13 protein-coding genes and 1 pseudogene are annotated in these 13,863 nt (G+C 70.8%); 11 read left to right on the top strand and 3 right to left on the bottom strand.

Annotation, left to right across the window (positions count from 1 at the left end):
* Positions 1–5: 5 nt before the first annotated feature.
* Positions 6–1,010, bottom strand: coding sequence for a serine hydrolase (locus H293_RS0109665; protein ID WP_028807701.1), 1,005 nt, complete (start codon positions 1,008–1,010; stop codon positions 6–8).
* Positions 1,011–1,160: 150 nt separating this feature from the next.
* On the opposite strand from H293_RS0109665, the gene H293_RS0109660 reads away from it, so the two are divergent.
* Complete coding sequence (locus H293_RS0109660; RefSeq protein ID WP_020117668.1) at positions 1,161–1,892, top strand: SseB family protein; 732 nt, start codon at positions 1,161–1,163, stop codon at positions 1,890–1,892.
* A 1-nt stretch (position 1,893) separates the two neighbouring features.
* Here H293_RS0109660 and H293_RS0109655 read toward each other — a convergent pair whose 3' ends face one another.
* Positions 1,894–2,259: a DUF1844 domain-containing protein gene (locus H293_RS0109655; RefSeq protein WP_020117667.1), complete on the bottom strand. Its 366-nt coding sequence runs from the start codon at positions 2,257–2,259 to the stop codon at positions 1,894–1,896.
* A gap of 345 nt (positions 2,260–2,604) precedes the next feature.
* On the opposite strand from H293_RS0109655, the pseudogene infC reads away from it, so the two are divergent.
* The 10 genes and pseudogenes from infC (at position 2,605) to H293_RS0109605 (ending at position 13,399) form a co-directional block, all read left to right on the top strand.
* A pseudogene (infC, locus tag H293_RS0109650) lies at positions 2,605–3,319 on the top strand (translation initiation factor IF-3).
* Between the two features lie 110 nt (positions 3,320–3,429).
* Positions 3,430–3,624, top strand: coding sequence for a 50S ribosomal protein L35 (gene rpmI / locus H293_RS0109645; RefSeq protein WP_003977225.1), 195 nt, complete (start codon positions 3,430–3,432; stop codon positions 3,622–3,624).
* Positions 3,625–3,721: 97 nt separating this feature from the next.
* Positions 3,722–4,105 (top strand): 50S ribosomal protein L20, encoded by a 384-nt coding sequence (gene rplT / locus H293_RS0109640; protein WP_020117665.1) that lies wholly within the window; start codon positions 3,722–3,724, stop codon positions 4,103–4,105.
* Positions 4,106–4,210: 105 nt separating this feature from the next.
* Entirely contained in the window at positions 4,211–5,062 is an 852-nt protein-coding gene (locus tag H293_RS0109635; protein WP_020117664.1) for a TrmH family RNA methyltransferase, read from the top strand.
* Between the two features lie 49 nt (positions 5,063–5,111).
* Positions 5,112–6,230: a sensor histidine kinase gene (locus tag H293_RS0109630; protein WP_028807700.1), complete on the top strand. Its 1,119-nt coding sequence runs from the start codon at positions 5,112–5,114 to the stop codon at positions 6,228–6,230.
* Positions 6,231–6,383: 153 nt separating this feature from the next.
* A complete protein-coding gene (gene pheS, locus H293_RS0109625; protein WP_020117662.1) occupies positions 6,384–7,505 on the top strand; it encodes a phenylalanine--tRNA ligase subunit alpha in 1,122 nt (373 codons plus the stop codon).
* Positions 7,505–10,003, top strand: a complete 2,499-nt coding sequence (gene pheT, locus H293_RS0109620; protein ID WP_020117661.1) for a phenylalanine--tRNA ligase subunit beta — start codon at positions 7,505–7,507, stop codon at positions 10,001–10,003. The genes pheS and pheT overlap by 1 nt, the downstream gene beginning before the upstream one ends.
* Before the next feature lie 174 nt (positions 10,004–10,177).
* Positions 10,178–11,224 carry a PP2C family protein-serine/threonine phosphatase gene (locus H293_RS0109615; RefSeq protein ID WP_028807699.1) on the top strand — a complete coding sequence of 349 codons (1,047 nt, stop codon included), beginning with the start codon at positions 10,178–10,180 and terminating at the stop codon, positions 11,222–11,224.
* A gap of 219 nt (positions 11,225–11,443) precedes the next feature.
* The gene (locus H293_RS0109610) at positions 11,444–12,784 is read left to right on the top strand and encodes a hypothetical protein (protein ID WP_020117660.1); all 1,341 of its coding nucleotides are present in this window, start codon (positions 11,444–11,446) and stop codon (positions 12,782–12,784) included.
* Between the two features lie 75 nt (positions 12,785–12,859).
* A complete protein-coding gene (locus H293_RS0109605) occupies positions 12,860–13,399 on the top strand; it encodes an NUDIX hydrolase (protein WP_028807698.1) in 540 nt (179 codons plus the stop codon).
* Positions 13,400–13,478: 79 nt separating this feature from the next.
* Here the strand turns inward: H293_RS0109605 and H293_RS0109600 are convergent, their stop codons facing one another.
* On the bottom strand, positions 13,479–13,736 hold the full coding sequence (locus H293_RS0109600) for a hypothetical protein (RefSeq protein WP_020117658.1): 258 nt from the start codon (positions 13,734–13,736) through the stop codon (positions 13,479–13,481).
* Positions 13,737–13,863: the final 127 nt, after the last annotated feature.

Below are 13,863 nucleotides of genomic sequence, written 5' to 3'. Positions count from 1 at the left end.
AAGCCTCAGCGAGCCGCCGCACTCGTGGCGTTCGCCGAGGCCGCCGCCGCCGACGCGGACGCGTCCTCGGCCGTGAACACCGACACCGCCGCCTTCGCCGCCGCCTCCACCAGCGAAATCCCCTTCGCCTGCGTGGAGTTGCCGTTCGACAGCACGGCCACCAGATACGCGTGGCCGTCCACCGACACCCGTCCGATGCTGTTGACGTCCCACAGCCCGGTCGTACTGCGCGGCAGCCACCCGTTCTTCAACGCCCAGCCGGACCCGTCGGCCGCCGCCGACACCCCCCACCGCTGATCGGCCGCTATCCGCCCCATCAGTCCCCGAACGTACGACCGCGAGGCCTCGCTCAGCTTCGAGTCGTCCCCGAACACCTGCTGGAGCAGGGTGAGTTGGTCGGCGGCCGTCGTCGAGGTCAGCCCCCACAGCGCCCCGTCACCGCCCTGCGTACCGGTCAGCCCGAACGTCTTGTTGGCGGCGTCGAGCCCCGAGGCCTTCCCGATGGCGTCCCACAGCGCGGACGCCGAGGCGTTGTCGCTGTTCTCGATCATCGTCGTCGCGTACGCCTTCTCCCGCGCGCTCAACCGCGTGCCCGCCTCCTGGTGCCGCAGCAGCAGCGCCGCCAGGATGTCGACCTTCACGATGCTCGCCGTGTCGAAGGCGCCGTCGCCGTGGACAGCGCTGTCGCCCGACTCCAGGTCGAGCACCGCCGCCGAGACCTTCTGCTCGCCCGTCACGTCCACCGACGTCATGGCGTCGGCCAGCCGCTCGTCGAGATCCACCACGGGTTCCGCCACGGCCGCCTCCTCAGTCGTGGTCGCCGGCGAGGGCGAGACCGCCGGCGTCGCCGCCGACGATACGGCGCTGCTCCCGGAGTGCGCCTGCGCCTTCACGTACACCGTCCCGCCGGCCGTGACACCGACGACGGCGACGCAGGCGAGCGCGGTGTACGTCAACGGCCGTCGCGGGAACCTGCGGGCGCGGCGTCTGGCGGCTCTGGAGGACTCCATGGCGCCGATCGTCGGGCCGCCGACTGTGCGGGCCGTTAGACGGACGTTAGAGCTGTGTCAGCGAACTCTGAGAAACCCGTGAAAGCCGTCACGGGCACGTTTCCGGGCCCGCACAACCGCAACAGCAAGCCCCCTATAGGGTCGGTGACCGTGGCGAACAAGAACATTCCCGACTCCGGCTTCTCCGACGACGACGGCTCCGCCGATCCCCGGCTGAGCGCGGCGCTCGGCGCGTGGGCCGAGGACCGCGCCGCCGTGGGCCCCGTCCTGGAGGCCCTCAAGGGCGCCCGGCTGCTCGTCCCTGTGGTGGCCGTGCTCGGCGAGGTCGAGGAGGACGAGAACGGGCTGCGCCGCGAGAAGACCAGCGACATGGCCGTCCCGACGCTGAAGGCCGGCTCCCGGACCGCCCTGCCCGCCTTCACCTCCACCGAGTCCCTCGCCCGCTGGGACCCCGAGGCCCGCCCCGTCGCCGTACCCCTGCACCAGGCGCTGCAGGCCGCCGCGCACGAGAAGGCCGACACGGTCGTACTGGACCTGGCGGGCCCGGTGCCCTTCGAGCTGACCGGTCCCGCGCTGCTCGCGCTCGCCGAGGGCCGTGTGAACGCCGACCCGCTGGCCGACCCGGCCGTCCTCGGGGCCGTACGGGACGCCGTGGCCGCCGAGCCCGCCGTGCTCCGCGCCCACCTCGGGCCGGGGCAGGCCGACGGCACCCTGGCCCTCGTGCTGGAGCCGTCCGCGACGCCCGCGGACGCCGCACGGGCCGTGGCCGAGCGCCTCGCCGCCGACGAGACACTGAGGGCCCGCCTGGTGCGCGGCCTCGACCTGGCAGTCCTGCCGGCCGGGGCCACGCCGCCGGGCGAGCCCTTGTACGTACGGGGATGAGCTAGCCGTAGATCGGCCCGGTGTACTTCTCGCCGGGGCCGTGGCCCGGCTCGTCCGGGACCAGGGACGCCTCACGGAAGGCCAGCTGGAGGGACTTCAGCCCGTCCCGCAGCGGGGCCGCGTGGAAGGAGCTGATCTCCGTCGCGCTGCCGTCCAGCAGGCCGGCGAGGGCGTGGATCAGCTTGCGGGCCTCGTCCAGGTCCTTGTACTTGTCGCCCTCCTCGGTCAGACCGAGCTTCACGGCGGCGGCGCTCATCAGGTTGACGGCGACCGTCACGATCACCTCGACGGCGGGGACCTCGGCGATGTCGCGGGTCATCTCGTCGAAGCCGGGGGAGTCAGGAGACGCGGGAGGGGTGTCACTCATGCCCCACACGATAGGGCCCGGCACCGGCCGGTTCGCACCACCCCCGGGTTGCTGCTAACCTTGTGTGACGACCGGCCGGACACACCTGTGTGTAAGTGTGACCGGCCCACAAGTGGAGGCTCCGATCTCCCACCCGACCGCCCTCCGGGACGGCGGGTCACCCCGGTCAGGCGGCCACCATCGTTCCGTACGGACGATGGAGTCGCCCGAAAGCGCGCCCCGCGGCATCGCGGCGGTGCTCCGGCAGTGTTTGGAGCCCCGTCTGTGATCGTCCGGGGCATTTTTTGTGCTTCGGCGCGGTTAGGTCTGACGAAAATGACATACGCGGCGGTCCGCCAGACCGCCGTGTGGTGCTAACCGAGGAGGATCCATCAGCGCCGAGCCCCGCATCAACGACCGGATTCGCGTTCCAGAGGTGCGACTTGTCGGTCCCAGTGGCGAGCAGGTGGGCATCGTCCCCCTGGCCAAGGCACTGGAGCTTGCGCAGGAGTACGACCTGGACCTGGTCGAGGTGGCGGCGACCGCCCGTCCGCCTGTGTGCAAGCTCATGGACTACGGGAAGTTCAAGTACGAGTCGGCCATGAAGGCCCGTGAGGCGCGCAAGAACCAGGCGCACACGGTCATCAAGGAGATGAAGCTCCGGCCGAAGATCGACCCGCACGACTATGACACCAAGAAGGGTCACGTCGTCCGGTTCCTCAAGCAGGGCGACAAGGTCAAGATCACGATCATGTTCCGTGGTCGCGAGCAGTCCCGGCCCGAGCTGGGCTACCGACTGCTGCAGCGTCTCGCGGAGGACGTCCAGGACCTCGGGTTCATCGAGTCGAACCCGAAGCAGGACGGCCGAAACATGATCATGGTTCTCGGTCCGCACAAGAAGAAGACCGAGGCGATGGCCGAGGCCCGCCAGGCGCAGGAAGCCCGCAAGGCAGACGCGAAGGCCAACCCCGGCAAGTCGCAGAACGCCGCGGAGTCCGACGAGGACGAGACCGGTATCGCGACCGAGACCGAGGTCGAGACCGAGGTCGAGACCCCGGCAGAGGCTTCCGCCGAGGCGTGATCCCGGGGGGACGCGAGTCCCCAGGACCCAACCGATACAAGAGCGACGCTCACAGTGCCCGGTTTCAGGACCGGGCACCGGAGCGCCACCGACGAGGAGAGAACGGCGCTATGCCGAAGAACAAGTCGCACAGCGGTGCCAGCAAGCGCTTCAAGATCACCGGCTCCGGCAAGGTGCTCCGCGAGCGCGCCGGCAAGCGCCACCTGCTCGAGCACAAGTCGTCCCGCGTGACGCGTCGCCTCACCGGCAACGCCGAGATGGCCCCGGGCGACGCCGCGAAGATCAAGAAGCTTCTCGGCAAGTGAGGCCGGGCGCCCAGCGCCTGAAGCACCTCTAGACCGGGACCCAATCGATACCGGGCCGTGTGAGTCCAACCACGGCCCCGCTACAAGGAGTTAACAAGTGGCACGCGTCAAGCGGGCAGTCAACGCCCACAAGAAGCGCCGGGCGATCCTCGAGGCGGCCTCCGGCTACCGCGGTCAGCGTTCGCGCCTGTACCGCAAGGCCAAGGAGCAGGTCACCCACTCGCTGGTCTACAACTACAACGACCGCAAGAAGCGCAAGGGCGACTTCCGTCAGCTGTGGATCCAGCGCATCAACGCCGCTGCCCGCGCCAACGGCATGACGTACAACCGCCTCATCCAGGGTCTGAAGGCCGCGAACATCGAGGTCGACCGCAAGATCCTGGCCGAGCTGGCCGTCAACGACGCGACCGCCTTCTCGGCGCTCGTCGAGGTCGCCCAGAAGGCGCTGCCGGCCGACGTGAACGCGCCCAAGGCCGCGTGACGTCGCACTTGGCCTAGGCCGACGTGACTGGATGGACCCGTGGGTTTCTGCCTGCGGGTCCGTTGCGTTGAGTGGTGCGGAGAATTGGTACCGAAGGTGAGTCGAATGCCCCCCGTCACCCCCGAGTTGATCTCCCCCCGGTCCCCCCGGGTCTCGGCCGCCCGGCGGCTCGCCCGGCGGAACTTCCGGGGCAAGGAGCGGCTGTTCCTCGCCGAGGGGCCGCAGGCCGTGCGCGAGGCCGCGGGACACAAGGACACCCTGGTCGAGCTGTTCGCTACCGTCGAGGCCGCGGAGCGGTACGCCGACATCGTGGGGGAGGCCCGGGCCGTCGGGGCCCGCGTGCACCTCGCCGCCGAGGACGTCATCGCCGACATCTCGACGACGGTCACCCCGCAGGGGCTCGTCGGGATCTGCCGGTTCCTCGACACCCCCTTCGAGGAGATCCTCGCCGCCCGGCCGAAGCTCGTCGCCGTGCTCGCCAACGTACGGGACCCCGGGAACGCCGGCACCGTCCTGCGGTGCGCCGACGCCGCCGGAGCCGAGGCCGTCGTACTGACCGACGCGTCCGTCGATCTCTACAACCCCAAGGCCGTACGCGCCTCGGTGGGCTCCCTCTTCCACCTGCCCGTCGCCGTGGGCGTACCCGTGGAGGACGCAGTCGAGGGGCTCAGGCGGGCCGGTGTGCGCATTCTCGCCGCCGACGGGGCCGGCACCGACGACCTCGACGCCGAGCTCGACAAGGGCACCATGGGCGGGCCGACCGCGTGGGTCTTCGGCAACGAGGCCTGGGGGCTCCCGGAGGAGACCCGCGCACTCACGGACGCCGTGGTGCGTGTCCCGATCCACGGGAAGGCCGAGAGCCTGAACCTCGCCACCGCGGCCGCCGTATGTCTCTATGCGTCAGCCCGTGCACAGCGCGCCCTCGGAGGGTGCCGCTCCGTCACCGAGAACCAGTAGGGTGACCAGCTCGGGGGCCCCTCAGACGCCTGAGAGGTGGGGTGCGGGGATGAGTGTCGGCACGAGGAGCGCGCACGGCGTGTCCGAGGCCTGCGCCGGTGGTCTCGCCGAGCTCGGCATCGATCCCGACCAGCTGCCCGACGGCCTGGTCGTCGCGGACGAGCAGGGCCGCGTGATCTGCTTCAACGCCGCCGCGGCCCGGATCACCGCCCTGCCCGCCGAGAACGCCCTCGGACAGCGACTGGAGAAGGCCCTTCCGTTAGAGGACCTGGAGGGGCGGCGCTGGTGGCAGCTGACCGATCCCTACGGAGGCCTCGCCATCCGCAGGCGACAGCCCGAGCGGAACCTGCTGCTGCCGGGCGGCCGTGAGGTCCTGGTCTCCGCACAGTACGTGCGCGCCGAGCCCACCGGACCCGTCCACCGTGTCGTGGTCAGCCTGCGCGACACCGAGGCCCGCCGCCGCACCGAGCGCAGCCACGCCGAGCTGATCGCCACCGTCGCCCACGAGCTGCGCTCCCCGCTCACCTCCGTCAAGGGCTTCACCGCGACCCTCCTCGCCAAGTGGGAGAGGTTCACCGACGACCAGAAGCGCCTGATGCTGGAGACGGTCGACGCGGACGCCGACCGGGTCACCCGGCTCATCGCCGAGCTGCTCGACATCTCCCGCATCGACTCCGGGCGCCTGGAGGTCAGGCGCCAGCCCGTCGACATCGGCGCCGCCGTCGGACGCCACATCCAGGCCTACGTCGCCGCGGGCCTCGCCGCCGACCGGTTCCTGCTGCGCCTGGAGCAGCCGCTGCCCATGCTGTGGGCCGATCCCGACAAGATCGACCAGGTGCTCAGCAACCTGCTCGAAAATGCGGTGCGGCACGGCGAGGGAACCGTCACGATTGACATCACGCCCACGGCGTCCCCCCGGGAGGGAGAGGACACCGGTACGTCGGTCACGGTGAGCGACGAGGGTCCCGGCATCCCGGAGGAGTCCATGAACCGCGTCTTCACCCGCTTCTGGCGGGGCAGCAAGCGCGGTGGCACCGGCCTGGGGCTCTACATCGTCAAGGGCATCGTCGAGGCCCACGGCGGCACCATCACGGTCGGCCGCGGCTCCCAGGGCGGCGCCGAGTTCCGATTTACGTTGCCCGTGAGCGCTCCGGCCTATCTCAGCTGAGATCCGCCGAGCCGCCCGCGGGCGCATTCGTACACCCCCACCCCGTTAGACTCGGCCTTTGGCACCTTTGTGTCCCATGGACGGCCCTCCGAAAGAGTCGGCGTGAGTCGGTGACGGGGACCTTCAGCCAGCCAATCGGAAGCACGGGAAGAGATGTCGGCACCGAACAAGTCGTACGACCCTGTAGAGGTCGAGGCCCTGAAACCGGAAGAGATCGAGCGCATGCGGGAAGAGGCGCTCGCCGCCTTCGCCGCGGCGGACTCCCTCGACGCGCTCCAGGAGGCCAAGGTCGCCCACACCGGGGGCGCCTCCCCGCTGGCCCTCGCCAACCGCGAGATCGGCGCCCTGCCCCCGCACGCCAAGGCCGCCGCCGGCAAACTCGTCGGCCAGGCCCGCGGCGCGGTGAACAAGGCCCTCGCCGCCCGCCAGGGCGAGCTGGAGGCCGAGCGCGACCAGCGTGTGCTGGTCGAGGAGGCGGTGGACGTCACACTGCCGTACGACCGTGTGCCGGCCGGCGCCCGCCACCCGCTCACCACGCTCTCCGAGCGCATCGAGGACGTCTTCGTGGCCATGGGCTACGAGGTCGCCGAGGGCCCCCAGGTCGAGGCCGAGTGGTTCAACTTCGACGCGCTCAACATCGGCCCGGACCACCCGGCCCGCGGTGAGCAGGACACCTTCTTCGTCGAGGGCCCGGAAGGCGGCACCGAGTCCGGTGTCGTGCTGCGCACCCACACCTCGCCCGTGCAGATCCGCTCGCTGCTCAGCCGTGAGCTGCCGGTGTACGTGATCTGCCCCGGCGTCGTCTACCGCACCGACGAGCTGGACGCCACGCACACCCCGGTCTTCCGCCAGGTCGAACTGCTGGCCGTCGACGAGGGCCTGACCATGGCCGACCTCAAGGGCACCATGGACCACATGGTCCAGGCCCTGTTCGGCGAGGGCATGAAGACCCGGCTGCGCCCGAACTTCTTCCCCTTCACCGAGCCGTCCGCCGAGATGGACATGGTGTGCTACGTCTGCCGCGGCGAGTCCGTCGGCAACCCCGACCGCCCCTGCCGTACCTGCTCCTCGGAGGGCTGGATCGAGCTGGGCGGCTGCGGGATGGTCAACCCCAAGGTGCTGACCGCCTGTGGCGTCGACCCGCAGAAGTACAGCGGCTTCGCCTTCGGGTTCGGCATCGAGCGGATGCTGATGTTCCGCCACAACGTCGAGGACATGCGAGACATGGTCGAGGGTGACGTCCGGTTCACCCGGCCGTTCGGGATGGAGATCTGATGCGGGTCCCGCTTTCTTGGCTGCGGGAGTACGTCGACCTGCCGGCGACCGAAACCGGCCGTGACGTCCAGGCCAAGCTCATTTCGGCCGGTCTCGAGGTCGAGTCCGTCGAGCACCTCGGCGCCGACATCAAGGGCCCCCTGGTCGTCGGCCAGGTGCTGACCATCGAGGAGCTGGAGGGCTTCAAGAAGCCGATCCGCTTCTGCACGGTCGACGTCGGCCAGGCCAACGGCACCGGTGAGCCCCAGGAGATCGTCTGCGGCGCCCGGAACTTCGCCGTCGGCGACAAGGTCGTGGTCGTGCTCCCGGGTGCCACGCTGCCCGGCGGCTTCTCGATCTCCGCCCGCAAGACCTACGGCAAGACCTCGCACGGCATGATCTGCTCCGGCGACGAGCTGGGCATGGGCGACGACGGCAGCCACGGCATCATCGTGCTGCCGCCGGAGACCGTGGTAGGCAAGGACGCCATCGAGCTCCTCGAACTGGTCGACGAGGTCCTGGACATCGCCGTCACCGCCAACCGCGGCGACTGCCTGTCCATCCGCGGCGTGGCCCGCGAGGCCGCCATCGCCTACGGCCTCCCGCTGCGCGACCCGGCGCTCCTCGACGTGCCGGGCCCGAACGCCTTCGGCTATCCGGTCCAGGTCTCCGACCCGTTCGGCTGCGACCGCTTCACCGCGCGCACCGTCACCGGTCTGAGCCCCGAGGCCCGCTCCCCGCTCTGGCTGCAGCGCCGGCTCCAGAAGGTCGGCATGCGCCCGATCTCGCTCGCCGTCGACGTCACCAACTACGTGATGATGGAGCTCGGCCAGCCGCTGCACGCCTACGACCGCACCCTGGTCCAGGGCACCATCGGGGTGCGCCGCGCCGAAGAGGGCGAGCGGATCAAGACCCTCGACGGCGTCGAGCGGAAGCTGCACGCCGAGGACCTGGTCATCACGGACGAGCGGGGCCCGATCGGCCTCGCCGGCGTGATGGGCGGCGCGAACACCGAGATCGCCGACCACGTCGAGGGTGAAGGCACCACCGACGTGGTCATCGAGGCCGCCCACTTCGACGCGGTCTCCATCGCGCGCACGGCCCGGCGCCACAAGCTGTCCTCCGAGGCGTCCCGGCGCTTCGAGCGCGGTGTCGACCCGCAGGCCGCCTCCGCTGCCGCGCAGCGCACGGTCGACCTGCTGGTGCTGCTCGCGGGCGGCACCGCCGAGGCCGGTGTCACCGAGGTCGTCGCCCCGTCCGCCCCGCACACCATCAGCATTCCGGCGGACCACCCCGACAAGGTCGCGGGTGTCTCCTACGGCCGCGAGACCGTCGTACGGCGTCTCCAGGAGGTCGGCTGCGACGTGTACGGGCAGGACGAGCTGGTCGTCACCGTGCCGTCCTGGCGTCCCGACCTCCGGGACATCAACGACCTGGCCGAAGAGGTCATCCGTCTGGAGGGCTACGAGAACCTGCCCTCCACACTGCCCAGGCCGCCGGCCGGGCGTGGCCTGACCCACCGTCAGCGGCTGCACCGCAGGGTCGGGCGGGTGCTGGCCGGTGCCGGGTACGTCGAGGCGCCGAACTACCCCTTCGTGAGCGAGCAGGTCTTCGACCAGCTCGGCCTGGAGGCCGACGACCCGGCCCGCCGTGTCGTCAGGCTGACGAACCCGCTCAACGACGAGGAGCCCGCGCTCCGTACGTCCCTGCTGCCGGGTCTGCTCGGTGCGCTGCGACGCAACGACGGGCGGGGCACGCACGACCTGGCCCTGTTCGAGACCGGGCTGGTCTTCCTGCCGCGTTCGGAGCAGCGGGTCGCCGCGGTGCTGCCGGTCGACCGCCGTCCCACGGACGCGGAGATCGCCGAGCTGGACGCCGCGCTGCCGGAGCAGCCGCGGCGCGTGGCCGTGGTGCTCGCCGGGGCGCGCGAGCAGGCCGGCTGGTGGGGCAGGGGCCGTCCGGCCGACTGGGCCGACGCGGTCGAGGCCGGTCGACTGGTCGCGCGTGAGGCCGGGGCCGAACTGGTCGTGCGGGGCGGTCAGTACGGGCCGTGGCACCCCGGGCGCTGTGCCGAGTTCGTGGTCGGCGACACCGTCGTCGGCCATGCCGGTGAGCTGCACCCGCGCGTCGTGAAGGCGTTCGGGCTGCCCGCCCGCACCTGCGCGATGGAACTGGACCTGGACGTCCTGGAGGCGGCAGGCGACGACACCCCGCAGGCGCCGAACATCTCCACGTTCCCGGTGGCCACGCAGGATGTCGCCCTGGTCGTCGACAAGTTCGTGCCGCACGCCGAGGTCGAGGCCGCGCTGCGTGAGGGTGCGGGCGAACTCCTCGAGGGCATCCGGCTGTTCGACGTGTACGAGAACGAGGAGCAGCTGGGTGACGGGCGGAAGTCGCTGGCGTACGCGTTGCGCTTCCGTGCGGGTGACCGGACGCTGACCGTGGACGAGGCTTCCGCGGCTCGGGACGCGGCGGTCGCCCTCGCGGGCGAGCGGACCGGGGCGGTGCTGAGGGCCTAGTCGCCCTGGGGGTGTGGGGCTGCGCCCGCACACCCCCATATCCGGTCACTTCACTCGATAGGGTGAGTTCTCCCGGCGATCTGGCCCTTTTGGCCCATGCGCTCGACAGAATCGGACCGGCCTCTCGGGGTCGGTCCGATCGCGTGTGCAGGGCCTAGTTGGGGGGCCATCGGCATGATGTCCATCAAGGCTGCGGTTCCCCGGGCGGGGTCGCTGCGCCGTGTCCTCTCGATGGGGCTCCCCACCATGTGGGGTGCCGTCGCGATCACGTACAAGCTGACCTGCCCCCTCGCGCAGCAGAACGGCCTGGGCGCGCGGGTCGCGACCAGTGCCGTGTTCTTCGCGGTGGGCACCGGGCTGATCATCCATGTCAGGCGCGCCCTGCTGCGGGAACTCCGGCAGGCCCGTCAGGTCGCGGGCGCCGCCCAGAGGGTGCTGCTGCGGCCGTTGCCCCCGCGGATCGACGGGCTCAGCGTGGCCGCGGCCCAGATGTCCGCCGACCGGGGCGCCACCATCGGCGGCGACCTGTACGAGGCCGTCGCCACCGACTACGGCGTGCGTGTCGTCATGGGCGATGTCCGCGGCCACGGCCTCGCCGCCATCGGTACGGCCGCCGCGGTCCTCGGCAGCTTCCGCGAGGCCGTCCACGACGAGCCCGAACTCGGGGGAGTACTGCGCAGACTGGACCGTGCGCTCGCCCGTCACCTGCGCGAGGGCGCCGAACGGGACGGCACGGCCGCCGAGGAGTTCGTCACCGTACTGCTGCTGGAGATCGGCGAGGACGGCGAGCTGCGCGCACTGAACTGCGGTCACCCGTGGCCGTACGTGCTCAGTGGCTCAGTGGTCGAGCAACTCTCCGGCGAGGAACCGCTGCCGCCCCTCGGTCCCTTCCCGCTGCCCGGCGACTTGTCCGGGTTGCAGTGCGGCCACCTGTTGCCGAGCGAGACCCTGGTCCTGCACACGGACGGCGCTGAGGACGCCAGGGACGCTCATGGCCGGTTCTTTTCTCTGCACGCGGCCCTTCAGAAGGCCACGGAGGTCCCGCCTCAGGCGGTATTGGGCATGGTCTTCACGGCGTTACTGGACCACACGGGCGGCACACCGAAGGACGACGTCGCCCTACTGGCCCTTCGGAACGACCGCCGGCACAAACGCCCTTCAGGGGCGCGGGAAACTGCGCGACCAGCCACCACGCACCCGCAGCCGACAACGCACCTCTAGCGGCACCCCGGATGTCGCCCCGTCAAGCCCACGGCCAGGCCACCGCACTGTACGAGGGGGAGCCGGCGGCCCGACCGGCCTCTTGCGAGGCATTTCAGTCAACCGGGCGGCAACTCTCCGCAACAGTGCGCACACCCTGCGGATTCGAGCACTCCGTTCACACCCCGTGTGAAGACGCACCCACTAATCTGACGGCACCGAGCCATCCGGGGGGCACCGATGCAGCCCAACACTCTGCTCGACGCGATCCTTGACGAAGCCGGGATCTCGCACGCCGGGCTTGCCGCACATGTGAACCAGGCCGGGAGGGCACGCGGTCTCGCGCTCAGGTACGAACACACCGCCGTGGCGCGGTGGTTGAAGGGCCAGCGTCCGCGCGGCCAGGTGCCCGACCTGATCTGCGAGGTGCTCGCGCGCCGGCTCCGGCGTCCCGTCACCCTCGACGACATCGGCCTCGGCGTGCCCGGCGAACCGTCCGCCCCGCACGGCACCTCCCTGTCCGGCTTCGTCGAGCGGGCCACCGCCCTGTGGCGCTCCGACGAACAGCAGCGCCCGCACATCCTGGGCGCCCCCGCGGTCACCGGCACGCCCGCCGTCATGCCCGTGTGGGAGTGGGAGAACCCGCCCGAGGACGTCGACGTCTCCCGCGGTGGCCGGCACCGGGTCACCCACGCCGACATCGAGATGCTCCGCGCCGCCCGCACCCACTACGAGCAGATGTACCGCAAGGCCGGCGGCATAGCGACCCGCACCCGGATCGTCGGCTTCCTCAACGCCGAGGCCGCCCCGCTGCTGCGCGGCAGCTACACCGACGAGACGGGACGCCAACTGCACCGCGCCACCGGCGGACTGGTCGCGGTCGCCGGCATCTGCGCCTACGACTCCGACGCGCACGGTCTCGCCCAGCGCTACTTCCACCAGGCCCTCAGGCTCGCCAAGGCCAGCGGCGACCGGGGCCTTGGCGCATACGTCATCGCGCTGCTGGTCAACCAGTCCCTGTTCATGCGGCAGTACCGCCAGGCCGTCGCCTTCGCCGAGGCCGCGCTCAGGGCGGCGGGCAAGCACATCACCCCCGCGCTCGCCTGCGACCTCTACGCGATGCAGGCCAAGGCGTACGCCCACCTCGGCGACGGCACGACCGCGCTGTCCTGCATCCGGCGGGCCGAGCAGGCCGCCGAACGCATCCGGCGCGGATACGAGCCGGACGAGACCGGCTATGTCCAGCCGGGCCTCGTCAACGTCCAGGTGGCGGAGGCACTCCTCAGCCTCGGCGAACTCGCGGCAGCGGCCGCGCACGCGGCGGCCGCCGTCGACAACCCGGCCCACGACCGGGGCCGGGTGCACCGGCTCGCCATGCTCAGCACGATCGAGCTGCGTCAGGGCAACACCGACAAAGCGGTGGCCACCGCCGTGCAGATGGCGGAACAGGCCCGGGGAATGGAGTCTCAGCGCCTGCGCGACAGGCTCAGAGCGGTGCGCGAACACCTGGTCCGGAGCGGCTGCGCGGGCACGTCCGCGGCGGCCGAACTGATCGACGGCGCACTGCGCGTGCCCCTGTAGGCCGGCACACGGACGCCGACACCCCACAGTCCCTGCTGCGATATTGCCACTTACTCGACGGAAGGTGGCAGAACCGTGCAGTGGACGAAACAGAACGAACAAACTGTGTATGAAAACCGCTGGTTCAGCGTCAATCTCGCCGATGTCGAGCTGCCGGACGGCCGGCATCTCGACCACTTCCTGATACGGCTGCGGCCCGTCGCCGTCGCCACGGTGGTGAACGAGGCCAACGAGGTCCTGCTGCTGTGGCGCCACCGCTTCATCACCGACAGCTGGGGCTGGGAACTCGCCGCGGGGGTGGTCGAGGACGGCGAGGACATCGCCGTCGCGGCCGCCAGGGAACTCGAGGAAGAGACCGGCTGGCGACCGGGGCCGCTCCAGCACCTGATGAGCGTGGAGCCCTCCAACGGGCTCACCGACGCCCGGCACCACATCTACTGGGCCGACGAGGGCGAGTACATCGGGCACCCCGTGGACGACTTCGAGTCCGACCGCCGGGAATGGGTCCCCCTGAAACTCGTTCCCGACATGGTCGCCCGTGGGGAGGTCCCGGCCGCCAACATGGCGGCCGCGTTACTCCTGTTGCATCACCTGAAGCTCGGTCAGGACACCTAGGGCCTGCCCGGCGGATCATGCCGGCGCCGCGGGCCGGACAGGCCCTTGCCCTGATCCCCCGCCCGGGTGTCCCGAAGCCTCAGTGACCGAGGGCCTGCCAGATCGCCACGAGGAGCGCGCCCGCGGCGGTGATCGCCGAGATCGCGGGAAGCGGCCAGCGGGCGTGCTCCAGGGCGATGATGCGTGCGCTCAGATCGTCGATCTCCTTGTCCGTCTCCTCCGTACGGTGACTGAGCAGAGCGAGACCTCCCTCGACACGTGCGTACGCGACATCGAGGCGGCGTCGTAACTCTGCGAGTTCTCCATGGACCACGGGATGCTCCGGGTCGGCGGTCACGGGTCCGCTCCTTTCCGTAGTCGTCACATCCCTTGCATGCGCATGAAGAGTCAACTCGCCTGGTGGGCGCATGGGGAGAGTGTGCGACGGGCATATGCGGGCCCGGTGCGCACACGGTGTGTGAATG

The organism is Streptomyces canus 299MFChir4.1 (assembly GCF_000383615.1).
GTDB classification, from domain to species: domain Bacteria; phylum Actinomycetota; class Actinomycetes; order Streptomycetales; family Streptomycetaceae; genus Streptomyces; species Streptomyces canus_C.
The sequence above is the reverse complement of the archived record's forward strand: the minus strand, read 5'-3'. Positions and strand labels throughout refer to the sequence as shown.